The 17,333-nt window shown below is 70.7% G+C and carries 13 protein-coding genes and 1 tRNA gene; 8 read left to right on the forward strand and 6 right to left on the reverse strand.

The features are described from left to right. Nucleotides 1-82 precede the first annotated feature (82 nt). Nucleotides 83-2,656, reverse strand: a complete 2,574-nt coding sequence (locus ACZ7LT_RS23415; RefSeq protein ID WP_471238024.1) for an ABC transporter permease — start codon at nt 2,654-2,656, stop codon at nt 83-85. Further along, the gene (locus ACZ7LT_RS23420) at nt 2,653-3,441 is read right to left on the reverse strand and encodes an ABC transporter ATP-binding protein (protein ID WP_471238025.1); all 789 of its coding nucleotides are present in this window, start codon (nt 3,439-3,441) and stop codon (nt 2,653-2,655) included. The genes ACZ7LT_RS23415 and ACZ7LT_RS23420 overlap by 4 nt, the downstream gene beginning before the upstream one ends. A gap of 370 nt (nt 3,442-3,811) precedes the next feature. Between ACZ7LT_RS23420 and ACZ7LT_RS23425 the strand changes: the two genes are divergently transcribed. After that, nucleotides 3,812-5,482, forward strand: coding sequence for an MFS transporter (locus ACZ7LT_RS23425; RefSeq protein ID WP_471238026.1), 1,671 nt, complete (start codon nt 3,812-3,814; stop codon nt 5,480-5,482). On the opposite strand, the gene ACZ7LT_RS23430 is transcribed toward ACZ7LT_RS23425, so the two are convergent. The 3 genes from ACZ7LT_RS23430 to ACZ7LT_RS23440 all read right to left on the reverse strand — a co-directional run bounded on the left by ACZ7LT_RS23430 (nt 5,436) and on the right by ACZ7LT_RS23440 (nt 10,084). Then, complete coding sequence (locus ACZ7LT_RS23430) at nt 5,436-6,347, reverse strand: cellulose-binding protein (protein WP_471238027.1); 912 nt, start codon at nt 6,345-6,347, stop codon at nt 5,436-5,438. The two genes, ACZ7LT_RS23425 and ACZ7LT_RS23430, sit on opposite strands and share 47 nt — an antisense overlap. Nucleotides 6,348-6,489: 142 nt before the next feature. Beyond that, on the reverse strand, nt 6,490-9,063 hold the full coding sequence (locus tag ACZ7LT_RS23435; protein WP_471238028.1) for an SUKH-4 family immunity protein: 2,574 nt from the start codon (nt 9,061-9,063) through the stop codon (nt 6,490-6,492). A 7-nt stretch (nt 9,064-9,070) separates the two neighbouring features. Further along, a complete protein-coding gene (locus tag ACZ7LT_RS23440) occupies nt 9,071-10,084 on the reverse strand; it encodes an SMI1/KNR4 family protein (RefSeq protein WP_471238029.1) in 1,014 nt (337 codons plus the stop codon). 241 nt (nt 10,085-10,325) lie between these two features. On the opposite strand from ACZ7LT_RS23440, the gene ACZ7LT_RS23445 reads away from it, so the two are divergent. Further along, nucleotides 10,326-10,838: a YwqJ-related putative deaminase gene (locus ACZ7LT_RS23445; RefSeq protein WP_471238030.1), complete on the forward strand. Its 513-nt coding sequence runs from the start codon at nt 10,326-10,328 to the stop codon at nt 10,836-10,838. A 10-nt stretch (nt 10,839-10,848) separates the two neighbouring features. Then, nucleotides 10,849-11,337: an SUKH-3 domain-containing protein gene (locus tag ACZ7LT_RS23450; protein ID WP_471238031.1), complete on the forward strand. Its 489-nt coding sequence runs from the start codon at nt 10,849-10,851 to the stop codon at nt 11,335-11,337. Nucleotides 11,338-11,356: 19 nt separating this feature from the next. On the opposite strand, the gene ACZ7LT_RS23455 is transcribed toward ACZ7LT_RS23450, so the two are convergent. Continuing rightward, entirely contained in the window at nt 11,357-12,691 is a 1,335-nt protein-coding gene (locus ACZ7LT_RS23455; protein ID WP_471238032.1) for a sensor histidine kinase, read from the reverse strand. A gap of 155 nt (nt 12,692-12,846) precedes the next feature. Between ACZ7LT_RS23455 and ACZ7LT_RS23460 the strand changes: the two genes are divergently transcribed. The 5 genes from ACZ7LT_RS23460 (at nt 12,847) to ACZ7LT_RS23480 (ending at nt 17,282) form a co-directional block, all read left to right on the forward strand. Next, nucleotides 12,847-13,704, forward strand: coding sequence for a hypothetical protein (locus ACZ7LT_RS23460; RefSeq protein WP_471238033.1), 858 nt, complete (start codon nt 12,847-12,849; stop codon nt 13,702-13,704). Nucleotides 13,705-13,733: 29 nt separating this feature from the next. Next, a tRNA-Gln gene (locus ACZ7LT_RS23465) sits at nt 13,734-13,805 on the forward strand. A gap of 109 nt (nt 13,806-13,914) precedes the next feature. After that, nucleotides 13,915-15,360, forward strand: coding sequence for a bifunctional UDP-N-acetylglucosamine diphosphorylase/glucosamine-1-phosphate N-acetyltransferase GlmU (gene glmU, locus ACZ7LT_RS23470; protein WP_471238034.1), 1,446 nt, complete (start codon nt 13,915-13,917; stop codon nt 15,358-15,360). A 149-nt stretch (nt 15,361-15,509) separates the two neighbouring features. Next, a complete protein-coding gene (locus ACZ7LT_RS23475; protein ID WP_471238035.1) occupies nt 15,510-16,487 on the forward strand; it encodes a ribose-phosphate diphosphokinase in 978 nt (325 codons plus the stop codon). Between the two features lie 195 nt (nt 16,488-16,682). Continuing rightward, nucleotides 16,683-17,282 carry a 50S ribosomal protein L25/general stress protein Ctc gene (locus ACZ7LT_RS23480; protein WP_471238036.1) on the forward strand — a complete coding sequence of 200 codons (600 nt, stop codon included), beginning with the start codon at nt 16,683-16,685 and terminating at the stop codon, nt 17,280-17,282. Nucleotides 17,283-17,333: the final 51 nt, after the last annotated feature.

Below are 17,333 nucleotides of genomic sequence, written 5' to 3' on the forward strand. Positions count from 1 at the left end.
ATCCCCCCCAATGGGGCGCGGGGAACTGCGCGACCAACCCCCGCCGGCGCGCGGATGACGCACTCGACTTCCCGCGGAGCGCTCAGTCCGTGGCGATGGCGCCCAGGACGTTCATCCGCCCGGCCCGGAACGCCGGGACCAGCGCGGCGAACAGGCCCACGAACGCCGACCCCACGAAGACCGTCAGGATCGTCGGCCAGGGGATCTCCAGCACACCCAGGCCCTCCAGGGCGAGGAGCCGCTGCGCGGAGGTGCCCCAGCCCATGCCCAGCCCGAGCCCGAGCAGCGCGCCGAACAGGGCGATGACGACGGACTCCAGACGGATCATCCGGCGCAGCTGGCGCCGCGACAGACCGATCGCCCGCATCAGCCCGATCTCCCGGGTCCGCTCCACCACCGACAGGGCCAGCGTGTTCACGACACCGAGCACCGCGACGATGATCGCCAGCGCCAGCAGCCCGTAGACGATGTTGAGGAGCTGGCCGACCTGGTCCTTCAGGTCCTGCTTGAAGTCGGCCTGGTTCTGCACCTTGTACTGCGGGTAGGCGGCGAGGGACTTCTTGAGCGCCTCGTAGCTCTCGCTCTCCTTGCCGTCCTGCGCCGTCGCGAACATGATCATGTTCTGGGGCATCCGGTCGGCGGGGAGGTACCGCGCCGCGGTCGTGATGCTGGTGTACATCGCGCCCTTGTCGACATTGCCCTCGTCGGAGGTGATCGCCGCGACCTTGAGCTTCGCCGTCCGGCCGCCGGGGAAGCCGACCGTGAGCGTGTCACCGACCTTCACCCCGTGCTTGGTGGCGTAGTCGTCGCCGACGGACATGGCGTTCTCGCCGTACGCGGCGGACAGTTCGCCGTCGACCATCGCGCGCCGCAGGTCCTGCACGTAGGTCGGGTCGGCGGCGGTCAGGCCGTCCTTCTCCGGCTTGCCGCCGGGCGCCGTGACGGTGACGTTCAGCCACTTGTACTCGGTGACATGGTCGAGCCCGGCCGTCTTCTCCACCGCCCGCTGCGCCTGCGGCATGATCGGCTGGCCGTTGGAGGACTGGATGATGAAGTCCGCGCCGACCGACCGGTCCAGCTCCTCGGTGGCCGAGGCGACCATCGACGAGCCGACCACCGACAGGCACGCCACCAGCGCCAGACCGATCATCAGGGCCGCGCCGGTCGCTCCCGTACGGCGCGGGTTGCGCAGCGCGTTGCGCTCGGCCATCCGCCCCACGGGCCCGAACATCCGCAGCACGAGCACGCTGATGGCCCGGACCACCGCGCCCGCGAGCAGCGGGCCGACGACGATGAAGCCGATCAGGGTCAGGACGACGCCGAGGCCGAGCCAGAGCGAGCCCACACCGGCCTTCTCGGCCTGCGTGGCGGTCCACAGCGCCGCGGCCCCGCCGGCGGTGAGGACCAGGCCGAGCACGCCCCGGACCAGACCGGCCTTGCCGTCGGCGGGCGTTCCGGCGTCGCGGAGGGCCGCCATCGGGGAGACCTTGCCGGCCCGGCGGGCCGGGATGTACGCGGCGAGGACGGTGACGACGACACCGAGGCCCAGACCGACGGCCGGGGTGGTCCACTTCACGGTCAGGTCCTGCGTGGACAGCTCCATGCCCATGGACGACATGAGCTCCATCAGACCGACGGCGAGCCCCACCCCGGCGGCCACGCCGGCGACGGATCCCACGACGCCGAGCAGCAGCGCCTCGACCAGGACCGAGCGGTTGACCTGCTTACGGCTCGATCCGATGGCCCGCATGAGACCGATCTCGCGGGTGCGCTGGGCCACCAGCATCGAGAAGGTGTTGACGATGAGGAAGATGCCGACGAGGAAGGCGATCCCGGCGAAGCCGAGCATCGCGTACTTCATCACGTCCAGGAACGAGCCGACGTCCTCCCGGCCGGCGTCCGCGGCCTCCTGCTGGGTCTGGAGTGTGTACGGGCCGTCCAAGGCGGCGGCGACGTTCCGCTTCAGCGTCTCGTCGCTGACACCGGGCGCGGCCTCCACCGCGACATTGGTGAACAGGCCCTCCTTGCCGAGCAGTTCACGCTGGGCGGTGGCGGTGTCGAAGTAGACGACGGCGGCACCCGGGTTGGTGACCTTGAAGGAGACGATGCCGGAAATCTTCGCCTTGAAGTCGCCGGTGACGGCGATGGTGCGCAGCTCGCCGCCGAGCTTCAGGCCGTGCTTCTCGGCGGTGTCGGCGTCGACCATCACGTCGGTGGGGCCGTGCGGGGCGTGGCCGGAGGTGATCTCCATCGACCGCAGGTCGTTACGGGTCCAGTTGCCGGCGATGGTGGGCGCGCCGCTGGTGGGGCCGACGTTCTTGCCGTCGGCGTTCACGACGGTGACGCTCATCGAGACGACGGCGCCCTCGGCGGCCCTGACGCCCTCGGCCCGCTCCACCTGGCCTACGAGCGAGGCCGGGAGGGTCTCGGGGCGGCCGGTCTGCGGGGTCTCGTCGTCGCTCCCGGCCGTCTTCGGGCTGACGGTGACATCGGGCGCGGTCGCCGCGAACAGCTTGTCGAAGGTGGTGTTCATGGTGTCGGTGAAGACGAGCGTGCCCGACACGAATGCCACCGAGAGCACCACGGCCACGGCGGAGAGCGCCATCCGGCCCTTGTGGGCGAGGAAGTTGCGCAGCGAGGTTCTGAGCACGCTCATGAGGTCCGCCCGCGCGCGTCGAAGTCCTTCATGCGGTCGAGCACGGCTTCGGCGGTCGGCCGGTACATCTCGTCCACGATCCGCCCGTCGGCGAGGTAGAGCACCCGGTCCGCGTAGGAGGCGGCCACCGGATCGTGGGTGACCATGACGATGGTCTGGCCGAGCTCGTCCACCGACTGGCGCAGGAAGCCGAGGACTTCGGCGCCCGCGCGGGAGTCCAGGTTTCCGGTGGGCTCGTCACCGAAGATGATCTCGGGCCGGGCGGCGAGCGCGCGGGCCACGGCGACCCGCTGCTGCTGGCCGCCGGAGAGCTGGTTGGGGCGGTGCTTGAGGCGCTCGCCGAGCCCGACGGTCTGCACGACCCGGTTCAGCCAGGCCTGATCCGCCTTACGGCCGGCTATGTCCATCGGCAGCGTGATGTTCTCCAGCGCGTTCAGCGTCGGCAGCAGATTGAACGCCTGGAAGATGAAGCCGATCCGGTCCCGGCGCAGCTGGGTCAGCTTCTTGTCCCTGAGACCGGTGATCTCGGTCTCGTCGAGAAAGATCTGACCGCCGGTCACGGAGTCCAGACCGGCCAGGCAGTGCATCAGCGTCGACTTGCCGGACCCCGACGGACCCATGATCGCGGTGAACTGGCCACGGGCGATGTCCACATCGACATGGTCGAGGGCCACGACGCGGGTCTCCCCGGAGCCGTACGCCTTGACGACCTGCCGAGCCCGCGCGGCGACGGCCGTACGCTCTCCAGTACCCCCGTGCCTGGGAATGGTCACAGCCGAAGTCACGGTATGTCTCCTATTTCACCGAAAGCGGTGTGCGTGGGGCCGGATCTGTTGTCCGGATCTGTTTCGAGTCTGTCGGGGCGACGGGGCTGACGCGCTGGTGCGCAGCGCACTCTTCACCCTGGGGTTTTCCCCACCCCCCGGGTCGGTGCCGGGGCTCTCCCCTGCCCCGTAAGACCAAGGTAAGGACCGGTTTCGGCCATCACCTCCTCCGGCGGGACGACCCGCCCCCGGTCCGGATGAGGGAGGACCCCCTAAGGGCTCTCCACCCCTGGGCCGACCCCCACTCCCAGGACTCTGCCCCCTCCCGCAGGGTGAGGTGCAAGTGAGAGGCTGTCCCGGGCGCGATACATGCATAGGGAAAGGAATCCCGGTGAGCGAAGCGACCGAGGCTGCCGCGTCACCGTCCACCGCCCCTCGCGGGCGCGGGCCGGTCGTCGCGGCCCTCATGCTCGGCATGGCGCTCGCCGCCCTCGACGGCACCATCGTCTCCACCGCCGTCCCCCAGATCGTCGGCGATCTGGGCGGACTCGCCGTCTTCTCCTGGCTCTTCTCCGGCTATCTCCTCGCCGTGACGGTGACCCTCCCGGTCTACGGCAAACTCTCCGACACCTTCGGCCGCAAGCCGGTCCTGATCGCCGGGATCATCCTCTTCCTGATCGGCTCGGTGCTGTGCGCGGCCGCCTGGAACATGCCGTCCCTGATCACGTTCCGCATCGTCCAGGGCTTGGGCGGCGGCGCGCTCCAGGGCACCGTGCAGACCCTCGCGTCCGACCTCTACCCCCTCAAGGAACGCCCGAAGATACAGGCCCGGCTCTCCTCGGTCTGGGCCACGGCCTCGGTCGCGGGCCCGGCGGCGGGCGGCCTGCTCGCCGGCTACGCCGACTGGCGCTGGATCTTCCTGATCAACGTGCCGGTGGGCGCGCTGGCCCTGTGGCTGATCGCCCGCCACCTGGTGGAACCGGCCCGGGAGGCTGGGGGCAGCGCGCGTACGGGCGCCGGAGGCCGGGACGGCTCGCGTACGGGAGAACGGGCCGCACGGGAGGGCCGCCGCAGGCCCAAGGTCGACTGGCTCGGGGCGCTCGCCATCTTCGTCACCGGCACCCTGCTGCTCACCGCGCTCGTCCAGGGCGGCGTCGCCTGGCCCTGGCTCTCCGCGCCCTCCCTCGGCCTCTTCGGCGCCGCCGCCGTGGCCGCCGCGCTCACCGTCGTCATCGAACGGCGCGCCGCCGAGCCGATCATCCCCGGCTGGACATGGCGCCGCCGCACCATCGCCGCCGTCAACCTCGCCCTCGGCGCCCTGGGCCTGCTGATGGTCGCCCCCACCGTCTTCCTGCCCACCTACGCCCAGGCCGTCCTCGGCCTCGGACCGATCGCGGCCGGTTTCGTCCTCTCCGCGATGACCCTGACGTGGCCGGTGAGCGCGGCGTTCTCCAGCCGTCTCTACACCCGCATCGGCTTCCGGCTCACCGCCGTCATCGGCATCACCCTGTCGCTGCTGACCTTGCTGGCCTTCCCGTTCCTGCCGTTCCCCGGGGAGCCCTGGCAGCCCACCCTGATCATGCTGCTGCTCGGCGCGTCGCTCGGCCTGTTCCAGCTGCCGCTGATCGTCGGCGTCCAGTCGACCGTGCCCTGGTCCGAGCGGGGCACCACCACCGCCTCTGTCCTCTTCTGCCGCCAGGTCGGCCAGAGCGTCGGCGCCGCGCTCTTCGGAGCCGTCGCCAACGGCGTCCTGGCCGCCCGGCTCGGCGGCGGCGACGACTTCGACTCCCTCGCCCGCACCCTCACCGACGGCACCGCCTCCGAACCGGTACGGCGGGCCGTCGACGCGGCCGTGGAGTACGTGTACGTGGGCGCGGCGGCCGCCGCCGCCCTGGCGCTCATCGCCCTGCTCACCCTCGCCCCGCGCCGCTTCCCCGTCCTCACCGAGGAGGCCCTCGACGGCGCCCCCGACCAGACGTCGGCGAGCGGGACGGAGGAACCGACGAGCCGTACCCTCAGGACTCCTCGTCCTCCGTCTCCACCGCCGCCGCCCGCCCGGTGAGCGCCGCCAGACTGCTGCGGACGTGTTCCATGTGGGCCTGGAGCTCCTCCCGGGCCTCCGCGTGCTCCCGGAGCACCCGTTCCGTGTCCCGCTCAATCCGCTCCCGCTGCGCCCGGGCCGCCGACAGCAGCTCCTCCGCGCGGGCGTCGGCGTCCTCCTGGCCGTGCCGGACGCTCTCCTCCAGCTCGGCGAAGTCCCGCTTCACCTCCGACAGCCGCGCCTCCGCATAGCCCGTCAGCTCCGCGTGCCGGGCCTCCAGCGCCGCCTCCCGCTCGGCGAGTTCATGCTCCAGCTCCTCCAGCCGCTCGGCCCGCTCCGCCTCGTCCGCGGCGAGCAGCTCGTCGATCCGGCGGCGCGTCGCCTCCAGCTCCTCCTGCGCCTCGCCCCGCTCCCGCTCGGCGTCGGCGCGGGCCGCTCCCCGTACCGCATCCGCCTCCGCCCCGGCCGACCGCAGCACCTCACGCGCCCACTCCTCCGCCTCCGCCCGGACCGCGTCCGCGTCGGCGCGCGCCGCGTCCTTGGCCTGACGCCCCGCCAGCTCGGCCGCGTCCCACAGGGCCTGCGCCTGCTCGGCCGCCCCCGCCCGGACCGCGTCCGCCTCGTCCTCCACGAGGACCAGGATGTGCTGGGCCCGGCTGCCCAGGGACTCGTACCGCTGCGGAGCCAGCGCCGCGACCACCGCCCGCAGCCGCGCCGCCTCCTCCTCCATCTCCTTCGCCAGGACGGTGAGCCGCGCCGCCCGCTCCCACGCCGTGTCACGCTCCGCGGAGAGGTCAGCGACCCGGCAGTCCACCTGCTCCGCGCGATAGCCGTAGCCGCGGCGGCGGACGACGGCGAAGCCATGCGATGTCGCTTCCGAACTCATCCCTGTCGGCTCCTCTCACGATGGACCCTTCCTCGGTCAAGGATGCGGCAATTGCGGACAGAAACGGCGGTGCCCCGGCCTGAATCCAGACCGGGGCACCGCCGTTCGTGCACGTTCGTACACGTTCCTCCACAGGCTCAGCTCACAGCAGCCCGTCCCACATCTGCTCCAGCAGTACGGACCACCAGCTCTCCGGCGACGCCAGCGCCGCCGGATCCACCATCGCCAGCTGCGCCTGGAAGTCCACGGTCCAGCGCCCCGCCTGCTCCGGATTGAGCCCGAACCGCAGCCGCCACATCCGCCCCAGCAGCGCCATCGACCGCGTGAACTCCGGCAGACCGCTGTTCACGAACTGCGGCGCCACCGGCTGACCACCCGGACCGGCCTCCACCGGCACCGCCACGATGTGCGCCGTGCCGTACTGCACACAGATCGCCCGGCCGAAGTCCGAACCGACAACGAGATACGAGCCCGCGTCCGCCGCCGGCTGCACCTGCCGCTGCGCGGCCAGCTCGGCCAGCGTCGGCACCACCGGCTGGGCCGGCTGCGCCCAGAAGAACGGCCCGAAGTCCGCCGGAAGCCCCGCCCACACGAGCGTACGAGCCACCATCTCCGGCACGCCCTGACGGGACACCGCCCGCTGGTCGAACCGGCAGATCCCCGGCCCGAACGCGCCCGCCAGCTCCTGCGCGATCGCCTCCGGCGGCACCGGCGGCGCGGGCTGCACCTGCGGCAGCGGCGCCCGCACCGGAGCCGGCCGCGCCGGACCGTCCGCGACCTGGTGCAACTCCCCCTGGTGCGTGAGCAGCTGACGCATACCCTGCTGACGGCCCGCATGGTCCCGGCCGTACGGCGCGATGCTGGTGATCCGCGCCTGCGGCCACGTCTCCCGGATCATCCGGGCGCAGTAACCACCCGGCAGCTCACACGACTCCAGCTCGGTGTGCAGCTCAAGCACCTGGTCCGGCGGGATGTTCATGGCGCGCAGCTCATGGAAGATCTGCCACTCCGGATGCGGAGTGCCCGGCGCCGAACGGCGGATGAGCTGCTGCTCGGACCCGTCCGGCGCGCGGTAGCGCAGCACGGCCTGATAGCCGGGGCCGACGGTCGGCTGACCGGTCGGCTGCTGCGGATACCCGTACGCGGGACCGGGCACAGGGCCGGGGGCGGGCGCCGGTGCGGGCGCCGGAGGCGGCGGGGTACCCGGACCACCCGGGCCCGGATGCGCCAGCATCGTCGCCGCGTGCTGCATCCCGCCACCGGGAGCCCCGGGCGCACCCGGGGGAGCCGGAGGCGGCGGCGTCCCCGGACCACCGGGGCCCGGGTGGGCGAGCATCGTCGCCGCGTGCTGCACGCCCCCACCACCGGGCGCACCCGGAACACCGGGCGGAGCCGGCGGCGGCGGCGCACCGGGCCCGACCTGACCCGGATGCGCCAGCATCGTCGCGGCATGGTGCACCCCGCCCCCGGGAGCGCCGGGCGCACCAGGAGCAGCGGGAGCGCCAGGGGCACCGGGGGGAGCCGGAGGCGGCGGCGGAGTACCAGGACCGGCCGGACCCGGATGCGCCAGCATCGTCGCCGCGTGCTGCACGCCCCCACCACCGGGCGCACCCGGAACACCGGGCGGAGCCGGCGGCGGCGGAGTGGTCGCCCCACTCCCCCGCCCGGCCCTCGGCGGCAGCGCGGCCTTGCTGGTCGCGGCGTCCGCGATGTCCGCGGACCCGCCCGCGGGCGCGGCGAACGGATCCCGCGCGGGCGGAGGCGTCGCCCCCGCGCCGGGCACGGCGAACGGATCGGCGGGAGCGGCCGGGGCTCCGGGCGGGAAGGAAGCACCAGAGGCCCCAGGGGCACCCGGGGCCGGGGCCGGCGCCGGGGCGTCCGGGCGCAGGGCAGGAGCCACCGCCGTCTTCGGGAGCTGGCTCCCGCCCGATATCAAGGCCGTCGGAGCATCCGCACCCACCGCCGGCGGCGGAGTGTCCTCGTCGTCCGTACCGGACAGCGGCGGCGCGAACACCGTCGCCGGCAGCGGTACGGAACCACTGTCGTCGTCCGAGGCGTTCGCATCCGCCCACGGCGCACGCGGCGGCACCCCCTCGGACGCCGTCGGCTCGTGCTCCGGACCACCGGCCCCGGCACTCGGCCAAGAGGCCCCCGACGACGAAGCCGGCTCCCACGGCGCGGACTGGTCCGACGAACTCCCGGCCGCCTGCGACGCGTTCACCGACGCCACAGCAGGCGCGGCGGGCACAGCAGGCGCAACGCCCGGCTCGGACGACAAGGGAGCGGGCGCGGGCGAGGGCGCGGGCGAGGACTCCGCGGACTCGCCCTTGCGCGCGTCCGGAATCCCCAGCTTGTCCGCCGCCTCCTGCAACCACTCCGGCGGGCTCAGCAAGAACGACGTCTGATTCAGATCGATCCGCTCCGGCGCCGCCGCCACAGGCTCCGACGCCTCCTGCGCCACCCCGTACTCCTCCTCATACCGGCGAATCACCTCACCCACCGGCAACCCCGGCCACAACGACGCCTCGCCGCTGTCCCGAGCGATCACCAGCCGCTGCCGGCCACCGTCCGACGTCGGACCGTCCTCACGGTCCTCCGCCCACACCACGAACCCCAGCTCGAACTCCCGCACCCGCACCTCCCGGTGCTGATACACGGGCACATCGCCGTTGATCCACTCTTCCGCGCGCTCCTGCGCCTGCGCGAAGGTCACCATCGGGCGCTCACCCCTCGTCCGAAACCGGGACAGCACGCGCGAAGCCGCCGTCAACCATCAGGTTCGCCACCGTCTCCAGCTCCGGCGGACTCCCCGCCAGCCGCTGCAAGAACTCGTCGAAGTCCGCACCGCACGGCAGCAACAACCGCTCCACGCGCTCCTGCACACTCCACCCGTCCTGATCCCGCGCATCGTCATACGCACAGAACCACACCGAGCCGATGTCCCCGCCCTTCACCTTCACCGCGAGGATCCCGCCCTGGACGAAACCGACGCCCAGATAGTCCTTCGTCAGATGATCACGCAGACACTTGTTGACGTACACCAGGTCATTGACCGCCGCCTCCTCGCGCACCGTGAAGAACGGCTGGTCCACCAGCAGCCCCAGCTCGGCATCGAGCGCCACACCCACCGGGGCACAGCCACCCGCCGCCTTCAGGAACGAGCGGTACGCACCCGGCAGCCGGTACCCCAGATCTTCCTCCACCCCGAGCAACTGCTGCTCGGAGACGGACACCGACCCCTTCGGCAGACCGAAATGCGCGGGCCGCGTCTCCTGAAGAGGCCGCGTACCCCGCTTCCCCTGATCCACCGCAGCCGTCGCCACGCCACCGTGGTGCCGCAGCAACGCCTTCACCTCGACCGGCACCAACTCCATCCGGCGCGACCCCGCCGCGTGATGCCACGTCCAGCCGTGCGGCGTCGCCACCGGCGCCACCGTGTCCCACAGCTCATGGCCCGCCGCATGCTGCGCCGCATTCGCCGACACGTAATCCGTGAGCCGCAACTCGTCCACACCGAACCCCTCCGGAGGATCGGCGATCTCGGCGGCGGCCCGCGCGTACGGCGAGAAATCCGGATAGCCGTTCTCGTCCACCCGCACCCCTCTAGGATGCCGGGACGCCCGGACCGGATCCGGGAAGTGCACGACCTGCCCGGCGTAGGCCGCGTTCGGTGGCGCGGCATTCCCCCGGCCCTGGGGGCCGGGAGGTGCCCCAAGCCCGAGCCGACCTGTCGTCATGGCGGATGACCCCCTGCTACGTCTGGCTGGTTCCGCACAGCCTATGCGGTGCCCCGCCACCCGGTCCCAGCCCACTTCCACCGTGACCAACCGTCACAGCCACGTGACCCAAAGACGCCCCCACACCACCCCCACGACACACCCACGACACGTTTCAGAGCCCCAGCTTCCACACGACCCACCCCATTTGGCAGGCTGTAACCGCAACTCGGGGGATTGCGTAGGAGGGGAAGACAGCACCATGTACGCAGCACCGACCGGTACGACGAATACCGGAGGCGATCCACGCCTCAGCTGGAGCAGCGCCGAACCCAACCGCGCCCCCTTACTGCGTCAACGCCGCGACGGCATCCTCCCCACCGTGGGAGCAGCACTCTCCGTACGCGGCGAAACCCTCACCTGCACCGCCGGACGCGGCGAACACCCGCCCCCGCTGCACCCCCTCGTCCAGGACTTCCTGGACACCCTCACCAGCGGCCAACGCGAACGCTTCACCGGCCGCTGCCCCGAAGCCATCCTGCTCTCCCGCCACCTCACCGCCACCGAAGCAAGCCGCTCCAAACGCGCCCAGCGCAAACCCCTCACCCACAGCGAAGCCCGCCGCTCCCTCAAACACGCCAAACTCACCGCCCGGCGCATCCGCGAGGACGGCGACCCCCTCCACGGCAGCTACGCCGCCCCCTGCCGCTCCTGCACGGCCATGCTCGCCCACTTCGGCGTCCGCCCCGTCGACCCCACCGCCCAGAACGGCTGACCGCCCCCTCATGCCCGACCTCAACACCACCCGCTTCCCCGTAGCCGTCGACGCCGCCCTACGCGAAGCCGGCTGGCAGCCCGGCCGCTGGGACATCAAACAGGCCGAACACTGGGCCGACACCCTGCGCGCCCACGTCTCCCCCGCCGGCCACCGCCACACCCTCTTCCCCGCCGCCGTCGAAGCCTGGGCCGAATTCGGCGGACTCCACATCACCGCCCCCGGCCCCGGCCGCGAAATAGCCCCCGCCACCCTCCACATCGACCCACTCGCCGGGCTCCACCTCGCCCGCACCCTCGCCGACCTCGGACGCGCCCTCGACACCGACATCGCCCCGCTCGGCGAAGAGGGCGACCACCAAGCCGTCCTCGCCATCGACACCCAAGGCCGCGTCTACAGCCTCGACCACACCGGCGACTGGTACCTCGGCAACACCATCGACGCCGCCCTCGCCACCCTGATCACCGGAGCCCGCCCCACCCGCCTGGTCTCCCCCTGACCCAGGCCAGCCCCTAGGCTCAGGCAGCGCGGCCCGTCGGCAACACCGCCGACACCCGGAAACCACCCGCATCCGTCGGACCCGACACAAACACCCCACCGAGAGCCGTCACCCGCTCCCGCATCCCCACCAGACCATTACCCCCACTCGGCAGACCCGCATCCGCCACCGCCCCGTCCGACGGACCGTTCTCCACCTGCATCGCCACCTCCGCCTCACGGTGCGCCAGCCGGACGATCACCTTCGCGCCCGCCGCATGCTTGTGCACATTCGTCAGCGCCTCCTGCACCACCCGGTACGCCGTCTGCTCCACCTCCGGCGCATACGCCCGCACCTCCCCCATCACCACCAGCTCCACCACCGTGCCCGCCTGCCGCGACTGCTCCACCAGCTCCGCCACATGCTCCAAACACGGCCCCTCGGACCCCCCACCCGCATCCGCCGCAGCCTGAGCAGCCGCAGCCGCGGCCACCCCCACCGCCGCCAACGGCACCGGAGCCACCGCCCGCACCTGCCCCACCGGCGCCGCGTCCTCCCGCAGCACCCCCAACATCTCCCGCAGCTCCGTCAACGCCTGACGCCCCATGTCACCCACCAGAGCCGCGTTCTTCACCGCCTTCTGCGGATCCCTCAACGCCACCGCCTGCAACGCCGCCGCATGCACCACCATCAGACTCACCCGATGCGCGACCACGTCATGCATCTCCCGCGCGATCCGCGTCCGCTCCTCCTGCCGCGCCCACTGAGCCCGCTGCTCAGCCCGGTCCGCCAACAGCGACAGCTCCTGCTCAAGACTGTCCGCCCGCTCCCGCAGACTCTCCATCAGCCGCCGCCGCGCCCCTATGTACAGACCGAACAGCACAGGCGGCGCGTTCAGCCCCAGCGTCATGATCACCGACACCAACGGGACGTACCACGCGGAGGCGTCGAAATCCGCCTCCGCCATGTCCTGCCGCAACCGCACGAACGTCACGATCATCACCGCGACCATCGACATCCCCGCGAGCGCGGCAATGATCCGCCGAGGCACCTCGGACGCCGCGAGCGTGTACAGCCCGACGATGCCCATCAGATAACCCATCTCGGCCGGCGTCACCGCGATCGACACGAGAACGACGACGATCGGCCACCGCCGCCGCACCACCAACACGGCCCCGACGACCAGCCCGAACAACACCCCCACCGGCACCGGCACCCCGGCCCGATCGGCGAACCCGACCCCCTGCAGCGCACACTCCAGCGCGGACACCAGGCCAAGCCCCACGTCCAACGCGACACTCCGCCGCCGCTCCCACCACCACCAGCCACGGGCGGCCACGCCCGCCGCGTCCTGGTGTGCCCCCGTTGTGGTCATGTCTCCCAGACTACGGGCGGCCGCGAGCGATTTTCCGGGGAGTGCGGGAGCACGGAACATGGCGATTCGCCATCGAAACGGGCGGTTATCCCCCGAACAACTGAATCGACTGCGCTTTCGAGCCGGACGTCCGGATTCCGGACGACGGTATGCCCATGACGACTGCCACCGGCAAATACGCCGACTTCGAGGGCCTGCGCCGCCAGGCCGTAGCCCTGCGCCGCGAAGGCCTCAGCCGCCGCCAGATCCGCGACCGCCTACTGATCGACAACAACGACATCCTCAACCGCCTCCTGACCGGCGAACCGGCCCCGGAGTGGACGAAGCGCCCGAACGCGAAGGACGACCTAAGGGAGCGGGCGCGGGAGCTCCGGCGGGAGGGAAAGACGTACGACCAGATCCAGATGGAGCTGGGGTGCTCGAAGAGTTCGATCTCGCTGTGGGTGAGGGATCTGCCGAAGCCGGAGCGGAAACGGACCCGCGAGGAGGCGTCGGAGATCGCCAGGCGCGGGTGGGAGGCCACGCTGAAGCGGCGCGAGGAGGAGCGGCAGGCGACCAAGCGCACCGCCGCGCGCGAGGTCGGCAGCCTCTCGGACCGCGAGCTGTTCCTTCTGGGCGTGGGCCTCTACTGGGCGGAGGGAAGTAAGGACAAGCCCTACGACCGCAGGGAGAACGTAGCGTTCGTCAACAGCGACCCCGGGATGATCCAGATCTTCCTCGCCTGGCTCGATCTCATCGGGGTGGAACGGGAACTTGTCCGGTACTGCGTGATGATCCACGAGAACGCCGACGTCGAGGGCGCCGAGCAGTACTGGGCAAGTCTCGTAGGGGCGGATCGCGGCGCCTTCAACAAGACCACGCTCAAGAAACACAACCCCAAGACGGTCCGCAAAAACACCGGCGAGGACTATCGAGGCTGCCTCGTCGTCAAAGTCCGGCAGAGCGCCGAGCTCTACCGTCGCATCGAGGGGTCCTGGTACGGCATAGTGGAGGCCGCCAGGTCAGAGGACTAAAAAATTGTCCGTTTTGACCTGGGAAGCCATCCCCTGTGGTGTAATCGGCAACACGGGTCACTTTGGATGATTTGTTCCAGGTTCGAGTCCTGGCAGGGGAGCTTCTTGGTTCGGGTCCTGACCTCCTCGGTCGGGACCCGCACTCATTTCTCCCCCGGAACCCCCCGGTATCCTGCGGATGTCCACCACCCGAAGCCGAAGGGCATTCCCGTGAGCGCCAACCGCCCGGCAGCCGTCGTCGTCCTCGCAGCGGGTGAGGGCACCCGCATGAAGTCGAAGACCCCCAAGGTCCTGCACGAGATCTGCGGGCGCTCGCTCGTCGGACACGTCGTTTCCGCAGCCCGTGAGCTCGACCCCGAGCACCTCGTCGTGGTCGTCGGGCACGCCCGTGAGCAGGTCAAGGGGCATCTCGACGCGTACTACGAGGGCACCCGCACCGCCGTCCAGTACGAGCAGAACGGCACCGGTCACGCCGTTCGTATGGCCCTCGAAGAGCTGGGGCAGGCGCCCGAGGGGACCGTCGTCGTCGTGTGTGGTGACACGCCCCTGCTGTCCGGTGAGACGCTCAAGAGCCTCGCCGCCACGCACTCCGGTGATGGCAACGCCGTCACCGTGCTGACCGCCGAGGTGCCGGACTCCACGGGGTACGGCCGGATCGTGCGGGACGCCTCCGGGGCCGTCACGGCGATCGTCGAGCACAAGGACGCCTCGGCCGAGCAGCGGGAGATCCGGGAGATCAATTCCGGGGTCTTCGCCTTCGACGGGCGGCTGCTCGCCGATGCGCTCGGCAAGGTGCGTACGGACAACAGCCAGGGCGAGGAGTACCTCACCGATGTCCTGGGGATCCTGCGGGAGGCGGGGCACCGGGTGGGTGCGTCGGTCGCGGGTGATCATCGGGAGATCCTGGGGATCAACAACCGTGTGCAGCTCGCGGAGGCCCGGCGGCTGCTGAACGAGCGGCTGCTGACGGCGGCGATGACGGCGGGTGTGACGGTCGTGGATCCGGCGTCGGTGCTGGTGGACGTGACGGTGACGTTCGAGCGGGACGCGGTGATCCACCCCGGTACGCAGCTGCTCGGCGCCACGCACATCGCCGAGGACGCCGAGGTGGGTCCGAACAGCCGGCTGAAGGACACGACGGTGGGCCGTGGGGCGCGGGTGGACAACACGGTCGCCGATTCCGCGGTGATCGGCGAGGACGCGTCGGTGGGTCCGTTCGCGTATCTGCGGCCGGGGACGCGGCTGGGTGCCAAGGGCAAGATCGGTACGTACGTGGAGACGAAGAACGCGTCGATCGGTGAGGGTACGAAGGTGCCGCATCTGTCGTACGTGGGTGACGCGACGATCGGTGATCACTCGAACATCGGTGCCGCGAGTGTCTTTGTGAACTACGACGGCGAGAAGAAGCACCACACGACGATCGGTTCCCACTGCCGGACCGGCTCGGACAACATGTTTGTGGCTCCTGTCACGGTCGGGGACGGCGCGTACACCGCGGCGGGCTCCGTGATCACCAAGGATGTGCCGCCCGGCTCGCTCGCCGTCGCCCGTGGCCAGCAGCGGAATATCGAGGGTTGGGTGGCCCGGAAGCGGCCTGGAAGCGCGGCCGCTCAGGCGGCCCAGGTCGCGGCTGAACAGGCCAACGGCGAAGACTGACCGAAAACAGGTGCGCCGAACTGGGCGTACCGTGATACGTGCACATTAATTCGGCTCGGGGTCCGGGGTGCCATCCCCGGGTCCGTACAGTCGGCTGGCTCGCGCTCGAGGGACCCGCGGCCAGAGAACACGTCTGAGGAGACAGTGCTGTGACCGGGATCAAGACGACCGGCGAGAAGAAGCTGATGCTCTTCTCCGGCCGCGCCCACCCCGAGCTGGCCGAGGAGGTCGCCCATCAGCTGGGTGTCGGCCTCGTGCCGACCAAGGCTTTCGACTTCGCGAACGGTGAGATCTACGTCCGCTTCCAGGAGTCGGCGCGTGGCGCGGACTGCTTCTTGATCCAGAGTCACACGGCTCCGATCAATAAGTGGATCATGGAACAGCTGATCATGCTCGATGCGCTGAAGCGGGCGTCGGCCCGGAGCATCACCGTGATCATTCCGTCGTACGGCTATGCCCGCCAGGACAAGAAGCACCGTGGCCGTGAGCCGATCTCGGCGCGTCTGATCGCGGATCTGCTGAAGACGGCGGGTGCCGACCGGATCCTCACGGTCGATCTGCACACGGACCAGATCCAGGGCTTCTTCGACGGTCCGGTGGACCATCTGTCGGCGCTCCCGGTCCTGGCGGACTACGTGGGTGCGAAGGTGGACCGGTCGAAGCTGACGATCGTGTCTCCGGACGCCGGCCGGGTGCGGGTGGCCGACCGTTGGTGCGACCGGCTGGACGCGCCGCTGGCGATCGTGCACAAGCGTCGTGACAAGGACGTGGCGAACCAGGTGACCGTGCACGAGGTCGTCGGTGAGGTCGAGGGCCGGGTGTGTGTCCTGGTCGACGACATGATCGACACGGGTGGCACGATCTGCGCGGCGGCTGAGGCGCTCTTCGCGCATGGTGCGGAGGACGTCATCGTGACGGCGACGCACGGTGTGCTGTCGGGTCCGGCCGCGGACCGGCTGAAGAATTCGAAGGTGAGCGAGTTCGTGTTCACGGACACGCTGCCGGACCCGAGCTCGCTGGAGCTGGACAAGATCACGGTGCTGTCGATCGCGCCGACGATCGCGCGTGCGGTGCGTGAGGTGTTCGAGGACGGTTCGGTGACGAGCCTCTTCGAGGAGCAGGGCTGATCAGTTCCTCAAGCCGAGAAGGCCGCGGGTGATCCAATTGGGTCGCTCGCGGCCTTCCGCGTAGACTGGCGAGGTTGCTCGGCGAGGGAGGCCGTACCCATGGGTGCGGCGGTCCGTTATCGACGCGCTCTTCGTAGCAGGCCAGTCGTGGCCGGGTGACTCAGCCACATTCGTTACTGCTTACGAGGAGTGCATATGTCCGAGGTGAAGATCTCCGCCGCGACCCGTTCCGAGTTCGGCAAGGGTGCTGCCCGCCGTATCCGCCGCGACAACAAGGTTCCCGGTGTTCTGTACGGTCACGGTACCGACCCGCTGCACCTGACCCTGCCGGGTCACGAGCTGCTGCTGGCGCTGCGTACGCCGAACGTTCTGCTGTCCCTGGACATCGACGGCAAGTCGAACGAGCTGGCGATCCCGAAGGCTGTGCAGCGTGACCCGCTGAAGGGCTTCCTGGAGCACGTCGACCTGCTGCTGGTGAAGCGTGGCGAGAAGGTCACCGTCGAGGTTCCGGTGCAGGCCGAGGGTGAGCTGAAGGCCGGTGGCAACCTGCTGGAGCACGTGCTGAACACGGTCTCCGTCGAGGCTGAGGCCACCCACCTGCCGGAGGCCGTGACCGTGTCGGTCGAGGGCCTGGAGGCCGGTGCTTCGCTGCTCGCCAAGGACCTGACCCTTCCGAAGGGCGTGACCCTGGTGACGGACGCCGACGCCGTGGTGCTGCAGGTTCTGGCCGCGCAGGCCGAGGAGCCGGCTGCCGAGGGTGAGGGTGCCGAGGGCGCTGAGGGTGCCGAGGCCTGAGCCGTAGGCTCTGCTTGATGTGACGGGGTGGTGGGCTGCGGCCCGCCACCC

This window comes from Streptomyces sp. NPDC039465, assembly GCF_055639315.1.